General features: G+C 48.2%; 11 protein-coding genes and 1 pseudogene. 11 read left to right on the forward strand and 1 reads right to left on the reverse strand.

Annotated features, from left to right (window positions below):
• Positions 1 to 195 precede the first annotated feature (195 nt).
• Complete coding sequence (locus OUY18_RS00190; protein ID WP_268056688.1) at positions 196 to 438, forward strand: hypothetical protein; 243 nt, start codon at positions 196 to 198, stop codon at positions 436 to 438.
• A 442-nt stretch (positions 439 to 880) separates the two neighbouring features.
• On the opposite strand, the gene OUY18_RS00195 is transcribed toward OUY18_RS00190, so the two are convergent.
• Complete coding sequence (locus tag OUY18_RS00195) at positions 881 to 1,582, reverse strand: FadR/GntR family transcriptional regulator (RefSeq protein WP_268056689.1); 702 nt, start codon at positions 1,580 to 1,582, stop codon at positions 881 to 883.
• 240 nt (positions 1,583 to 1,822) lie between these two features.
• Between OUY18_RS00195 and hypB the strand changes: the two genes are divergently transcribed.
• From hypB to OUY18_RS00240, 10 genes and pseudogenes are all read left to right on the forward strand, one after another.
• Complete coding sequence (hypB, locus tag OUY18_RS00200) at positions 1,823 to 2,494, forward strand: hydrogenase nickel incorporation protein HypB (protein ID WP_268056690.1); 672 nt, start codon at positions 1,823 to 1,825, stop codon at positions 2,492 to 2,494.
• Positions 2,495 to 2,534: 40 nt separating this feature from the next.
• A complete protein-coding gene (locus OUY18_RS00205) occupies positions 2,535 to 5,222 on the forward strand; it encodes an FAD-dependent oxidoreductase (RefSeq protein WP_268056691.1) in 2,688 nt (895 codons plus the stop codon).
• A 4-nt stretch (positions 5,223 to 5,226) separates the two neighbouring features.
• Positions 5,227 to 5,568: a hydrogenase maturation nickel metallochaperone HypA gene (locus OUY18_RS00210; RefSeq protein ID WP_268056692.1), complete on the forward strand. Its 342-nt coding sequence runs from the start codon at positions 5,227 to 5,229 to the stop codon at positions 5,566 to 5,568.
• A 40-nt stretch (positions 5,569 to 5,608) separates the two neighbouring features.
• Positions 5,609 to 6,661, forward strand: a complete 1,053-nt coding sequence (locus tag OUY18_RS00215; protein ID WP_268056693.1) for a DUF5692 family protein — start codon at positions 5,609 to 5,611, stop codon at positions 6,659 to 6,661.
• A 191-nt stretch (positions 6,662 to 6,852) separates the two neighbouring features.
• Positions 6,853 to 7,572, forward strand: a complete 720-nt coding sequence (locus OUY18_RS00220; RefSeq protein ID WP_268056694.1) for an MBL fold metallo-hydrolase — start codon at positions 6,853 to 6,855, stop codon at positions 7,570 to 7,572.
• Between the two features lie 408 nt (positions 7,573 to 7,980).
• Positions 7,981 to 11,091, forward strand: coding sequence for an isoleucine--tRNA ligase (gene ileS / locus OUY18_RS00225; protein ID WP_268056695.1), 3,111 nt, complete (start codon positions 7,981 to 7,983; stop codon positions 11,089 to 11,091).
• Positions 11,092 to 11,522: 431 nt separating this feature from the next.
• Positions 11,523 to 11,582 (forward strand): annotated as a pseudogene (locus OUY18_RS13825) (zinc-ribbon domain-containing protein); the annotation flags it as partial.
• Between the two features lie 3 nt (positions 11,583 to 11,585).
• The gene (locus OUY18_RS00230) at positions 11,586 to 12,902 is read left to right on the forward strand and encodes a hypothetical protein (protein WP_268056696.1); all 1,317 of its coding nucleotides are present in this window, start codon (positions 11,586 to 11,588) and stop codon (positions 12,900 to 12,902) included.
• Positions 12,903 to 12,921: 19 nt separating this feature from the next.
• Positions 12,922 to 13,773 carry a hypothetical protein gene (locus OUY18_RS00235; protein ID WP_268056697.1) on the forward strand — a complete coding sequence of 284 codons (852 nt, stop codon included), beginning with the start codon at positions 12,922 to 12,924 and terminating at the stop codon, positions 13,771 to 13,773.
• A gap of 605 nt (positions 13,774 to 14,378) precedes the next feature.
• Complete coding sequence (locus OUY18_RS00240; protein WP_268056698.1) at positions 14,379 to 15,803, forward strand: ABC transporter substrate-binding protein; 1,425 nt, start codon at positions 14,379 to 14,381, stop codon at positions 15,801 to 15,803.
• Positions 15,804 to 15,849: the final 46 nt, after the last annotated feature.

Raw genomic sequence — 15,849 nt, forward strand, 5'->3', positions numbered from 1 at the left:
CGCACGCGCAGGCCGTTATAGAGACGGTGCGGCGGAAAGAGATTGCCCGGCCGTTTTCGGCATTCAATAAGATGAATATGGAAAATCTTTGGGAGAATTTTACGCGGTTCTAACACAACCGGGGGATCGGTACAATATACTTAGAATAGCGTTTGAAATAAAGCCGATACTATTTAGCGTTAAAGGGAGAAATGCATGAAAACAATTTATCTGATTAAGAGTCCAAAAGAAAACATTTCCGAAGTGGTTTCCATCTGTGAACGCTTCCCGCAAAAGACAACCCTTACGGATGGGGAAAACTATGTTGTAAATGCAAAATCCATCATTGGGGCTGCCTATGCGGCGGTGGAGTGGCAGACGGTTCGATTGGAAGTAAAGGAGGAAATTCCAGTCCTCGAAAGATTGCTTAAACAAAAGGACCTAGTTGAGGGATTTTAAAGAGAATGCAGGATGGTTAACAAAGATTTACCTGCCGGGCGACCGGCGGGCATTTTTATAGCCGGAAGCAGAAGGCAATTTGGGACGAAAAACAGGCAAGGCCGCTTTTGCGGCCTAAGCCGCGATGAAGCAAGAACAAGGTTTTCGGTTCGCCGCCTCATGAGGGACTAAAAAACCGCCCTTTTTACAGGGCGGAAAAAATAAAGGAGTAATTATTACATATTAATCATACAGGAAAGGAATTAAAAAGTAAAGAACCTGAAAAATATTTTTTGATATTCTTAAAATAAAAAGAAAATTCAACCGCAAATAAAAAAAGCCGCCCTAACGCCTGGGCGGCTGTAAGGAAATTGGAGGTTTATCAAAAAAGTTATGTAAGCTGTTTGACAATTAAATAGTAACAAATTTGTAACTATTTTGCAACGGTAATTTTTGGAACAGCTTAGTAAATCTGCCTGCATCCGCGGATGGAACTGTCGAGATGCTCATCGGTGCAGCGCCGGGTGGCCTCAACGTCGCGCGAGGCGACGCATTCCGCAAGGGAGCGCGTGTTGTCGGAAAGCACATCCGTGCCGTAGCGGCGGCAGTACCGCAGCCAGAGCTGGGAGACGATGGGCTTAAAGGAGATGTAAATGAGCGGCAGGATACTGTTTTTGCCGACAACGGCCAGTTCGTGATGGAAGTTAAAAGCGGCTTCTATCGTTTCGCCGACCGAACCGGCAGCCTCTGCATTGGCTGCAAGAAGCAGAAGGCGGTCCATATCCTCATCCGTCGCCTTTCGGATTGCGGCGTCCGTCGCCAGATGCTCCAGCGCGCGGCGCACTTCCAGAATGGAGCGAATCTCCGCGCGGCCAAGCGTTTCGCTGTGGTATTCCATAATGGCGTTCAGCGTGCTGATGTTGCCGTTACGGCCGTAATCGGCCACAAAAACACCCTGCCGCGGGCGTATTTCGAGAAAGCCCTGCCGTTCCAGCTCCGTAAGGCCGCTGTTGACCACGGCGCGGCTGACCTGCATTTGCTGTGCGATTTCCCGCTCCGGCGGCAGCCGTGTGCCGACCGAAAGCTGCCCGGAGAGAATATTCTCGCGGATTTGGCAGACGAACAATTCCTTAAGACTCGGGGCGCTGAGCTTTTTGAATTCCATGGAAATGCCTCCTTCGTGGGACGTGGTATGACCAATACCAGTATGATTTTACCATACAATACAACCGGATTCAATGAGATATATTCAGTTATAATGCTAATTTTTAAGCGTAATTATTGCATATTTTATATATTTATTATAATATTTACATATGGATGAATGGTTTGATGATTATCTGGTAAAGCCACGGCTTGGCCTTACCTCAAAGTCATCGTTCCATTCGGAAGGGAGCGTGAAAGAATGAACGGATTTAAGGTCCTTCAGGTCAAGCAGAGCGTTTTTGCAGATAATGACCGGCGGGCGGAAGAACTCCGGCAGGAGCTGAAAAAGCAGCGGGTTTTCCTGCTCAACCTGATGTCGAGCCCCGGGGCGGGAAAAACAACCCTTCTGTCCCGTACGATTGAGGCACTGGACGGAAAGCTGAAGGTTGGCGTGATGGAGGCGGATATCGACTCGGATGTGGATGCAAGGACGATCGAAAGCTTCGGCGCAAAGGTGATCCAGCTGCATACGGGCGGCATGTGCCACCTCGACGCGGACATGACGCGGCAGGGCCTTGAGGCGCTCGGAACCGGCGATGTGGAGCTTGCGGTTCTGGAAAACGTGGGCAATCTCGTCTGTCCGGCGGAGTTCGACACCGGCGCGGTAAAAAATGCGATGATTCTTTCCGTACCGGAGGGCGACGATAAGCCGCTCAAATACCCCTTGATTTTTTCCGTGTGCGACGTAGTCCTCATTAATAAAACCGACGTCCTTCCATACTTCGATTTCGATATGGAAAAATGCGCCGCCAACATCCGGATGCGCAATCCGAAGGCGAAAATCATTCCGGTCTGCGCGCGCACAGGAGAAGGAATTGACGCGTGGGTCGGCTGGCTGTGTGACGAGGTTACGAAGTGGAAAAAGCCGTAAACGGATTCCGATAAAAACCTGAATGGAGGGAAGCGACAGAATGGCGGAATTAAGACCGAAAATCGTGAAGCTGGCAAAGATGGTGGGCGGCATCGCCGGCGCGAGGAATAAAATAGATGAAAACGCCCCGGAATACTACTCGCTCAACGCCGTGGTTACCGACGAGATGGCCGATGTGGCGCTGGCGATCGGACTGCGTCAGCCGCGTACTCTCGAATCTATTGTCGGGAAATGCGGAAAGTCCCAAAAGGAAACGCGGGAACTGCTGGCAAAACTGGCGGAAACCGGCGTTTGCAAGGTCTGGGCGGACAAAGAGGACGGCAAAGACCGTTACTTTGTCAATATCTTTGCGCCCGGCATGCTCGAAATGATGGTGAACAACCGCGAGCAGCTTGCGGCGCACCCTGAAATCGGAAAAGCTTTCGAGGAATATACCCGCAGGCGGCTTGCGCCGATGGCGGCGCTTTTCCCGGAGGGGCTTGCCATGATGCGCGTCGTCCCCATTGAAAGCGCGATCAAGGATATTCCCGGCGTCGAGCCGTGGGAACATCTTTCCTATTATCTTGATAAATACGACACCTACAGCGTGTCGGACTGTTCCTGCCGTCAGTCCCGCCGGGTGCTGGATGAGGGCTGCGGCCATCTCGAAAAGGATATCTGCATCCAGATGGGTACCGGCGCGGAGTATTATATCCGTACCGGACGCGGGCGGCAGGTCAGCCGCGAGGAAGTCGAGGAAATCTTAAAATTTGCCGAAACCAATGGACTGATGCACCAGATGCCCCATACGGACGGCCTCGGAGAATCCGCGGCGATCTGCAACTGCTGCGGCTGCGCCTGTTTTTCCATGCGTCTGGCAACGCTTTTTCATACGCCGGATGGTATCCGCTCCAATTTCACCGCCGTGTCCGACCCGGAAAAGTGCGTGGCCTGCGGCCCATGCGTTGAAAACTGCCCCACCAACGCGCTAAAGCTTGGACAGCGTCTGTGCGCCAAACAGCCTGTTCCGGAGCGCACGGTACATACGGCGCGGAATCATGTCTGGCGCGAAACGGACTGGAACAAGGACTACCGCGAGAACCGCGAGGATGTCGCGGAGGAGGGAACGTCTCCCTGCAAAACCGCCTGTCCGGCGCATATCGCCGTTCAGGGATATATCAAGCTGGCGGCACAGGGCCACTACGGAGAAGCCCTTGAACTTATCAAGAAAGAAAATCCGTTTCCGGCGGTCTGCGGCCGTATCTGCCCGCACGCGTGCGAAAGCGAATGCACCCGCGGTGAGATAGACGAGCCGATTGCCATTGATGAAATCAAGAAATTCATTGCCGACAAAGAGCTTGACGGCTCCTCCCGTTACATACCGCCCATGCGCTATCATCTGGGAAACAAGGTTGCTGTTGTCGGCGCCGGCCCGGCGGGGCTTTCCTGCGCCTATTACCTTGCCGTTGACGGGTACCGTGTGACCGTCTTTGAAAAGCAGGAAAAGCTGGGCGGCATGCTGGCACTGGGAATCCCCTCCTTCCGTCTGGAGAAAAACGTACTCAATGCCGAAATCGACGTATTGCGCGAAATGGGCGTGGAATTCAAAACGGGCGTTGAAGTCGGCCGCGATATCACGCTTGATGCGCTGCGCAAACAGGGCTATGAAGCATTTTACCTCGCCGTCGGCGCGCAGGGTGGGCGCAAACTTGGCGTGGAGGGGGAGGAGGCCCGGGGCGTTCTTTCCGGCGTCGATTTCCTGCGCGAAGTCAGCCTGGGGCATAGCGCAAAGCTTTCAGGCAAGGTCGTCGTCATCGGCGGCGGCAACGTGGCCATTGATGTCGCGCGCACTGCGACCCGCGAAGGAGCCGATTCGGTTTCCCTTTACTGCCTTGAGAGCCGCGAGGAAATGCCCGCGCTGGACGACGAGAAAGAGGAAGCGGAGCGGGACACCGTTCTTTTCAACAACGGTTGGGGGCCGAAACGAATTCTTACGGAAAAAGGAAAAGTTACCGGGGTGGAGTTCAAACGCTGTGTTTCCGTTTTTGACAAAGAGCATCGTTTTTCTCCGCAGTACGATGAGAACGACACCGTCACCGTTGCGGCGGATGCGGTTCTGCTCTCCATCGGCCAGTCGATTCAGTGGGGCGGTCTGCTCGAAGGAAGCCGCGTAAAGCTTGGAAGGGGAAACACCGCGCAGGCGGACGGCCTTACTTTCCAGACCGACGAACCGGATATTTTTGTGGGCGGCGACTGCTGCACAGGCCCCAAATTCGCCATTCACGCCATCGCAGCAGGAAAAGAGGGCGCGATTTCGATTCACCGCTTCGTACAGCCCGGTCAGACGCTGACACTTGGCCGCGACCGGCGAAATTATCATGCGTTTGACAAATCGAACGTCGATCTGCCGAACATCAGCTATGACAACACCCCGCGCCAGCGCGCCGGCCATTCTCCGGAGAAAAAGGACCGCTTTGCGGACGACCGCCTGACTTTTACGGAAGAACAGCTGAAAAAGGAAACAGAGCGCTGCCTAGGCTGCGGCGCGGTGCAGGTGGATAGCTATATGTGCGTCGGGTGCGGTATGTGTACGACAAAATGCAAGTTCGACGCCATCCATCTGGAACGAACGCATCATTCAATACCCGGTACATACGAGAAGCTGCCCGTTAAAATTGCGGCCAACGCCGTGCGGCGCAGCGGAAAAATCGTCGCCGCTTCGGTAAAAGAACGGTTCGGGAAGGACTGATTCCATGCATGAACTGGGCGTACTCAATGCGCTTGTCCACACGGTGGAAGGAATCGTGCGGGAGGAAGGGCTGACCGAAGTCGAAAAGATCGTCATCGAGGTCGGTGAGCTTTCCGGAATCGTTCCCCGCTATATCGAGCAGTGCTATCCCGCCGCTGTCTACAAAACCTTTATGGAAAAGACGGCGCTGGAGCTTGTGGTTGTGCCGGGTATCGTCAAATGCCGCGAATGCGGGCGCGTTTTCAACGCGGCGGCAAACGACCTGTACTGTCTTGATTGCGGCGGGCAGAATCTGGAGATTCTTGAGGGCAACGATATGATTGTCAAAGAAATCGTCTGCCGGTAGAAACGGCATATTATTCATTCGTTTTAAGGAGGAATCTGCTGTGTTCGTGTTTTATGAAGGCGTTCCGACCCTATTGGTGCTTCTTGTCTGGCTCTGTGTTTTTGCAAGTCTCTTTGCGCTCAACGAGGTGAGCCGCCGCTATAAATGGGTTGGTTTCAGCTTCTTTGTTGTTCTGCCCATTGTGCTTACCGTGATGTGGCTGACGGTTTTCCGCGACAGCGCGTATATGGACTGGTTCCATCTGGCAAAAGTCTATTCCGCGACGGCCGGAAGCATCGGCTTCTGGTGTATTCGCCATATCAAAGGGCTTTCCACCAATAAAATTGCCCTTTGCTTTCCGCCCCTCATTCTCGCGATCAATATCTGCGAGGCTGTCACGCGCGACTTTCAAGTCGGCCATTATACCACTCCCGTCGTCGAATACGCCAATAATCAGATTCAGTACTACATCGGCGGCTCGTGGAACTATATGAACGGAATCGCGGGGATTCTTAACATCGTTACCATTACCGGCTGGTTCGGCATCTGCATCCGCAAGGAAACCGCAAAGGATAAAAGCCGCGACATGCTCTGGCCGGATATGCTCTGGTTCTGGATTGTAGCGTACGATGTCTGGAATTTCGCCTATACCTACAACTGCCTGCCAACCCACGCGTGGTACTGCGGCCTTGCGCTGCTTCTTGCGCCGACGCTTTGCGCTTTTACAGTCGGAAAGGGTGCGTGGCTCCAGCACCGTGCGCAGACGCTGGCCCTGTGGTGCATGTTCGCCCAAACCTTCCCCGCTTTCCAGGATGCGAGCCATTGGATGGTGCAGTCCAGTGCAAGCCATACGATTGCGCAGTCTGCCGTCAAAGAGGGGCTTCTCGCGGCGAACGGTTACACCATGAATGCCGCTCCCGGCATCTATACGGTCGCTTCGGCTTCGCCGGACACGACGGCGCTTTTTGTTTCCAGCCTTCTGGCGCTGCTCATCAATGTGGCGGTCTTTGTCTACATGATTGCTCACATTGCGAAAACAAAGCGCAATCCGTATACTTCGGAGCTTTATACCGACCTTACGGTTCACGGCAGTATTAAGGATCTCGCCGCTTAACCTTTATGAATGCCAAGTTTCCCAAATTATATGGTATGATCATGCGAAGTTCGGAAGATTCCCGGACTTCGCATGATCTTTAATGGAAAGAAACTTTGCGGGAAGAACTTCTGATTGACAACAGCAATCCTTCATGATAGAGTTAATTTCTGTAATAAAGGGCCTGAAATGCAGTTTATTCGGAGGGAAAAATGTTAGAGAAATTAACGGACAGAATTTACTTTCTGCCGGGAGAAAAAAAGACGGACAGACCGTATTTGTATTATATAAACGGGGATACGATGAGTCTGGCAATCGACGCGGGAAATTCAAAACGGCATGTGGAAAAATTCTATCATGAATTGGAAGAACGCGGATTCCGGAAACCGGACTATACCGTCATCACACACTGGCATTGGGACCACACTTTTGGGATGCATGCGGTTGCCGGGAAAACAATCGCATCCGTTTTAACAAACCAAAAGCTCAGAGAAGTTCAAAATTGGGAATGGACAAAGCAGAAAATGCGGGAGCGGGAGGAAAGCGGAGAAGACATCGCTTTCTGCAATCAGTGTATTTTGTGCGAATATGAAAATCTGAAAGACATCGTTGTTGTTCCGGCGGAGATCGAAGTAAAGGAGAAAACGGCGATTGACCTCGGGGGGATTCACTGCGTGCTGGAACCGCATGATTCCACGCATTCAAGGGATTCGTTATTCCTCTATATTCCGGAGGAAAAAGTCTTAGTCGTTGGGGATTCGGACTGCGAGGATTATTACGGCGACGGAAAATATGATCAGGAACGATTAAAGAATTTGACAGCGTACATTGAAAAATTTGATTTTTCAACCTACGTAATCGGCCACGATGTTCCCCGGAGCAGGAAAGAGGCCACGGACTTTTTAAAGTCACAGATGGAATTATTAGAATAGGTACGGGCGGAGCCGCTTACCATTGTATTTATTTCTGATGCGAATGGCATATATCGGCAGAAAATATCCTAGTTGACAATTTCGTATTCTATGCTATTATAATAAGAAGAATAGGATGAAAGACATTGACAGAGACAGTAAGCTTTCATTAAAAATCACAGCGAACCGGGGACAGTGCAAGCCCGGTATGAGTAGATGAATCCCTGAAAATCCCTCTGGAGTTGCGAGCTAAAAGGCTAAGGCCGAGTAAGTGAAGCCGGTTTTCCGCCGTTAACGGGAACACATATGATGGTATGTAGGAATAGGTGGTATAACAAAGTTTCGTCTTTGTCCTGTGAATACGGGGCAAAGGCTTTTTTATTTTATAACCACACAGAAATACCAATACGAAGGATCGGAGATTACAGTATGTACAAAAAAGTATCAACAGACCTGAATTTTGTCGAGCGTGAAAAAGCAGTTGAAGCTTTTTGGGAAGAAAATCAAATTTTCGAAAAAAGCGTTTCCCTGCGGGAAAAGGGAAAGTCTTATATCTTTTTCGAGGGCCCGCCGACGGCGAACGGAAAACCGCATATCGGCCATGTTTTAACCCGCGTCATTAAAGACCTGATTCCGCGTTACCGTACCATGAAGGGATATCAGGTGCCGCGAAAGGCCGGCTGGGATACCCACGGTCTTCCGGTCGAGCTGGAAGTGGAAAAACTTCTGCATATCAACGGCAAAGACCAGATTGAACAGTACGGGCTGGAACCGTTTATCAAACAGTGCAAGGAAAGCGTATGGAAATATAAAGGCATGTGGGAAGACTTTTCCCGTACCGTCGGCTATTGGGTCGACATGGATCATCCGTACGTTACGTATGACAATGATTATATTGAGTCGGAGTGGTGGGCGCTCAAACAGATTTGGGAAAAGGGCCTGCTCTATAAAGGATTTAAAATTGTACCGTACTGCCCCCGCTGCGGAACGCCTCTTTCCAGCCACGAAGTGGCACAGGGATATAAAAATGTAAAAGAGAAATCGGCGATCGCAAAGTTTAAAGTGAAGGACGAAGACGCTTATATTCTTGCATGGACAACCACGCCGTGGACCCTGCCCTCCAATGTGGCGCTTTGCGTTAACCCCGACGAGGCTTATGTAAAAGTAAGCTGCAAGGGGGAAACCTATTATTTGGCACAGGAGCTTGCTCCCGCTGTTCTGGGGGAAGAATTTACCGTTTTGGAAACCTATACGGGAAAAGATCTGGAATACAAGGAATACGAACCGCTCTATCACTTTGTTCAGCCGGATAAAAAATGCTGGTATGTTACCTGCGACCGCTACGTAACCCTGACGGACGGTACCGGGGTGGTACACATTGCGCCCGCCTTTGGTGAAGACGACGCGAACGTCGGCAGAAATTATGATCTCCCGTTCGTACAGCTTGTGGACGGCAAAGGCCAGATGACAAAGGAAACGCTTTGGCCGGGCGTCTTCTGCAAAGACGCAGACCCGAAAGTATTAAGAGACCTGAAGGAACGCGGCCTTTTGTTTTCCGCGCCCGCCTTTGAGCACAGCTACCCGTTCTGCTGGCGGTGCGACACTCCCCTCATCTATTACGCCAGAGAATCCTGGTTCATTAAGATGACAGCGGTCAAAGAGGATTTGATTCGCAACAATCAGACGGTTCACTGGATTCCGGAGAGTATCGGCAAAGGCCGCTTCGGAGACTGGCTGGAGAATGTGCAGGACTGGAGCATCAGCCGCAACCGCTATTGGGGCACCCCGCTGAATATTTGGGAATGCTCCTGCGGGCATCGCCACGCGATCGGCAGTATTGAAGAATTAAAAAGCATGTCTCCGGATTGCCCGGAGGATATTGAACTGCACCGTCCCTATATCGATGCGGTTACCATTACCTGCCCCAAGTGCGGCAAACCGATGAAACGCGTTCCGGAAGTGATTGACTGCTGGTTCGATTCCGGTTCCATGCCGTTTGCGCAGCACCACTATCCGTTTGAAAACAAAGACGTATTTCATCAGCAGTTCCCGGCGGATTTCATTTCGGAAGCGGTGGATCAGACCAGAGGATGGTTCTATTCCCTGATGGCGATTTCTACGCTGCTGTTTAACAAGGCGCCCTTTAAAAACGTTATTGTTTTAGGACATGTACAGGATGAAAACGGGCAGAAAATGTCAAAGTCAAAAGGGAACGCGGTCGATCCGTTTGACGCGCTGCAAACCTACGGCGCGGATTCCATCCGGTGGTATTTTTACAGCAATTCCGCTCCCTGGCTTCCGAACCGGTTCTACGCCAAGGCGGTAACGGAGGGCCAGCGCAAATTCCTGTCCACCCTTTGGAACACGTATGCGTTCTGGGTTCTGTATGCCGAAATCGACAAATTCGACGCAACAAAGTACAAGCTGAATCCGGAAAAGCTGACCGTAATGGACAAATGGCTTCTCTCAAAGCTGAATACCCTGATTCTGGATGTTGATCGCTATCTTGGAAATTATCAGATTCCGGAAACAGCCAGAGCTTTGCAGAGCTTCGTGGATGAAATGAGCAACTGGTATGTCCGCAGAAGCAGAGAGCGCTTTTGGGTTCCGGAAATGACGGAGGATAAAATCAACGCCTACCTTACCCTGTATACGGCGCTGGTAACGGTTGCAAAGGTGGCGGCGCCGATGATTCCGTTTATGTGCGAGGATATCTACCAGAATTTAGTCCGTACAGTGGACCCGGACGCACCGGAAAGCGTTCATCTGTGCGATTATCCGGTCGCCGACGAAACCATGATCGACAAAAAGCTGGAAGACGACATGGAAGAAGCCGTGCAGGTAGTAACGCTTGGCCGTACGGCAAGAAACGCGGTGAATCTGAAAAACCGTCAGCCGCTTGCGAATCTCTATATCGGTGCAGCGCACGACGTAGGCCCGCTTTATCATGAAATTATCCGGGAAGAGCTGAATATTAAGGAAGTGCATTTTGAAGAAGACGCTTCCCGCTTTACCTCTTACCTCTTTAAGCCGCAGCTTCGGACTTTGGGCCAGAAATACGGCAAAAAGGTCAACAATATCCGTACCGCCCTGCTGGAATTGGATGGCAATCAAGCGAAAAAAGAGCTTGATGCGAACGGCTATTTGGCTTTGCAAATTGAAGGGGAAGAAATCCGCCTGACCCCGGACGACCTGCTTATTGAAACAGCCCAGAAGGAAGGCTTTGAATCCGTATCGGACAATGGAATTACCGTCGTACTGGATACAGCGCTTACGGAGGAATTGCTGGAGGAAGGTTTTGTTCGGGAAATCATCAGCAAAATCCAGTCCATGCGCAAGGAAGCAAAATTCAATCTGACCGACCATATTGTTGTCTATGAAACCGGAAGTAAAAAAGTGGCGGACATTATGGCGAAAAACAAAGAAGCCATTCGGCATGACGTATTGGCGGACGAAATCCGTCTGAATGAAATGGACGGCTTTACCATGGAGTGGAATATCAACGGCGAGAAAGCCGCTTTTGGGGTGAAAGTAAAGTAACCTCGTTTAGCGATAGGACAAGTTTGACTCCATTTTAAAGACAGATCGTGCATGAAAAGTATAGTATTGTAAAAATAAAATTCCGCAAGGTTCAGCAAATGCTGGCTTTGCGGAATTTTTTTGCAGGATTAAAAACGAAAACATCATTTGGGAACGCAATGCGACGTTTGAAGTTTAAGAAAGAGATTCCATGAACGAATCTTGGTTCTATAATGGAATTTAAATGCGAATTAGCGAATTAAAGAAATAAAAAATGAATAAATTATGAATAATTTGTTGAAATTAATTTCCTAAGGGAATATAATGTAAATATTGGTAAATAATTGGCAAAATATTATTCTAATATTAAATATCAAATTTTGTTAATAGCTGATTAAGGAGGGCATTTGTTCTCTCTTAATATAATACAATCATTAAAGGAGCGATGAAACATGTTTTGCCCTGAATGCGGAACAAAAAATCAGGACGATGCAGTGTTTTGCGAAAATTGCGGTGTGGATATTTCGCAGGCACTGAAACAAAGCCAAGCGGCTCAGCCAACGAACGAAAATGGGAACCCCCGACAACCCCAGACCGATCCCCCTAAGTCTGCCGAAAATCAAAATTATACCTATTCGGCGTCGGCAGCAGTCGCTGCGCCGCACACACCGATGACGCTTCGGATGAAAATAATATTGGCGTCTATCCTGCTGGCGGCTGTCTTAGTGGCTGTGTTTTTTTATGTGGGCGGTCAAATGAGCAGCCCGGAAAGGGTGGCTCAGAATTATTTTGAAGCATTGAAAGTAAATGACTGGGATAAGGCGTATTCCTACTTAAATATTACGGAAAGCGATTTTATTAACAAGGGTAATTTTGTGAAAATGCAGAAGGAATCAGGCACAAATCCTGGAATCGTAAACTACAGCATATCCAGTAAGAAGGATTATACAAGTGATGAAAGCAATGAAAACAGTGCGCTTACGAAAAACATTGAAATGCAGTATACAACAAAAACCAGTCCGGAGCCTCAAACGACGGATATCAAACTGATCAAACAACCTGAAAAAATGTGGCTCTTTTTTGATAAATGGAAAGTATCCTCTACAGGTTATATTGAGCCGGAAGTTACCATTACCGTGCCTTACGGGACTACAGCCTATTTAAATAATACAAAGATTTCCGACAAATACAAGGATAATTCTTCCTCTTCCAACGGCACGGCGGATTCATCCGAAAAACAATCTGTTACTTATAAACTCAAGAATATTTTTATCGGAAAGTACGATCTGAAAGTTACGTCCCCTTACATAGAAGATTTTATGGATCAGATGGACCTAAACGAATACTCCAGTTTCACTGTGAGTAACCTGACACTGAAAAAAGATATTCTCGACGCCGTCTCAAAAAAGCCGGAACAAATCATTAAAGATATCTATGCGGCTGCTTTGGCCGGAAAAGATTTTGACAGTGTAGCAGATTATTTTGTTACAGACGAGGATGCACGGATAAACCTAAAAAATGAGTACAGTAATCTTCAGAGAATCATTGCAAAAGGTACCGACGGCGGCATTAAAAGTATTACTTTCTCTGATTTTGACCCTCAGGTAACGAATTCTCAGGCAGACTCCGACATGTCTATAAAAGTTGACACGAAATTGGATTATTCCTATACAGCTTGTTATCCGAGCTACGGCGGGACTCAGCAGAGCTATGACGGAAAGGATGCTTCCGATTTAGCGTTTACATTCCAGCTATCAGGTGATAAATGGTTGGTTAGCTCTGCCGACGGGTTCACATTACCCTATTACAAGACAAACGATTCAATATATTAAATTCAGGAGGCTAATCATTATGGCTAAATTTTGCGTTTATTGCGGAAGACCACTTCAGGAAGGCGAGGTATGTACGTGTAAAAATCAAGCTGCCCGGCAAATGACACCTCCTTCCACTCCGGCTCCCGATACGACACCATCTGCCGCACAGTCCGCTCCGGTTACGCCGGGAGCTGCGCAGGTTTACATAAAACACATATGGGAACTTATTAAAAAATCCTTTCAGGCACCGTCGTCCATGCTGCGGTCATTTGCCGCTTCGGGGGACAGCAAAACAGCATTTGGCTTAATCGGAATCCGGGCGCTTGCTTTTGCATTATTCATGTTGGTTTTATGTACAAGAATTACATCGTCCATAATGGCGATAGTCGGTAAAATTTATTCCGGAATTCAGGATTATATACAATTTCCGCTTGCAAAGGTATTTTTCCTCTCTTTGCTGATTTCATTTGGAGTCGCTTGCCTTTTTGCCGCTTTGCTTTTGCTCTTCAACAAATACGTTGGCAGAGCGGAAACTACATACAATAATATGCTGTGTGTAGCCGCGGGAAGCGGAATTGCGGTAATTCCATTCCTTTTGGCTGGAATTCTGCTGATGTTCTTAAACTTGAATCTTGGTTTTTGCATTGCCTTTTTTGGCTCTGTTTTGGGACTGATTTTTGCATTAGCAGCATTGCCGGGGGCTTCGCAGATTGATTCCAATAAATCGGTTTACGTTCTGTTTGCTGCATCTGTCGTCTTGCTTATTGCAGTTTATATTCTTATTAAATTGTTTTTCCCAGTGTTTTTGCCGGATGGACTGGTTAATGGAGTGAAGGACTTGGGTTCAGGCTCTCCTTTTTCAAGTATAAACCCATCTTTGTTTAAATAAGAATATTTCATATGAAGTGCTCATTTTAGCGCGATTAAGGTATTCTTCAATTTTGCAATCTTCATTGACCGGTTGAATTTTCCGGAATCTTTAGAATGAAAAACCGCGCCAAATCGTTGCTTTTCAGCTATTTGGTGCGGTTTATTTCAATCCTTTATTTCTATTTGTTACTTTTCAGTCCGAAACACCCTCCACTTGATTTTTGAAGGCGGGACTGGTACAATTTAACAGTGATTTATTTCATACTGTCAGCCTACTGATGGTGACCGCTCTTCCCGGGGTCCATCCGGGAGGGGCGGTTGTATTCTTTTATGAATTTAATAAATGGTAGAGATGCCCCCGTCAGATGATATCTGGCGGGGGCGGGTGTTTTCCCACATTGGAAAATATTTTATACTTCTTCTCGGGCACACTTTTATTATGTTATAACTTTTCGGTTTTATACTCATGATTTGGGCGTATAACATTGCTTTTTGGTACAAACAAGGCCTAGTAAAAAATAGATAAAAAATATATATTAACATGCTGTTGACAATGCAATACTACTATAATATAATGTAGTTGAACGTTAAACCTTTCAATTTTAAGAAAAAGGGGATAAGGTAATGAAAAAGTTTCTAAGCGTTGTTCTTTGCTTTGCGATGATTTTATCATTAACAATTGGCTGCACAACTCAAAAAAATGCTGGCACAGGCTCTTCCGCGGAACCTCAATCAGGGACGGGGGACAAAAAAGTGACTGTTAAACTCGGCATTTGGCCTGAGGATACACTGGCTGATGATATTAAAATGCACGAGGGCTTTGTAACCGAGCTTAAAACAACACATCCCAATGTTGAAATTGTTCCGTCATATTACAAATATGCGACAGACACCTTTGTTTCTTTGGCGGCTTCCAACAAGCTGCCGACCGTTTTTGAAACATGGTACACCGAGCCGCAGAAGTTGATTGAGGGTGGTTTCGTTGCGGATATTACAGATGTTTTAAAAGAGAAACACTGGCCGGATCAAATGAATGATTCTATCAAAAAATTGCTTTCAAAAGACGGACGCATTTACGGCATCCCGAGAGACGGCTACGCGCTGGGCTTGATGCTCAACGTCAATATGTTTAAAGCCGCGGGTTTAGTCGATGACAAGGGCTATCCAATTTACCCGAAAACGTGGGATGAACTGGCGGTCACCGCACAAAAGATTAAACAAAAAACAGGTGAAGCGGGCTTCTGCCTCCTTGGCAAAGATAATGCCGCGGGCTGGCACTTCAGCAACATTGCCTGGGATTTTGGTGCAACGCTGACAAAAGAGAATAATGGCAAATTTACTGCAAACATCAACACGCCGGAAGCAATTGCTGCAATGCAGTATGTCAAAGATTTAAAATGGAAGTATGATTGTCTAACCGCTGACCCGACAAAAGAAGACTGGGCATCCGGTTTTGTGAACTTAGGAACAGGCGCAGCCGCAATGTACATAGGTGCGAATGACGCCGTAAACCAACCGACACAGGTGAATAAATTACCAACCAAAGACCTGGCTCTCGTACCAATTCCTGCCGGTCCAAAGGGACAGTATTCTCTTTCCGGCGGAACTCCGTATATGTTTGCAAAAAATGCAACAAAAGAAGAAATCAGCGCCGCGCTGGATTATATTGAAATTATGGGAAAATCTCCGATGACCAGCACGAACGCACTAAAGGGTATGTATGCGGATGCGAGAAGCAGAGTAAGCAAAGGCGTTCCGGTACTGCCAGTCTTTCCAGCGTGGACAGATCCTACTTTCCTTGAAGCAAACGCGAAAATTACGAAAGAAAATAGCAATATAGACATGAAGCTTTATCAGGATTATTTTGATGCGGTCAAAAAGCCGGGAAACCTGCATTTTGAAGAAGTTGGCTCCGCGCAGGATCTGTATTCCGAATTGACAAAAGTAATTCAAGCTGTTGTTACGGATAAAAATACGGATATTCCCAAAATGATGGCAGCAGCCAATACAAATTACCAGAAAATCCTTGATGAAAAGGTCAATAAATAATACCGTTATCACCTCCGTTTTTAAGGTTGGAAATGTTGAAGGGGGC

It is taken from the genome of Caproiciproducens galactitolivorans (genome assembly GCF_026672255.1).
GTDB lineage: Bacteria > Bacillota > Clostridia > Oscillospirales > Acutalibacteraceae > Caproiciproducens > Caproiciproducens galactitolivorans_A.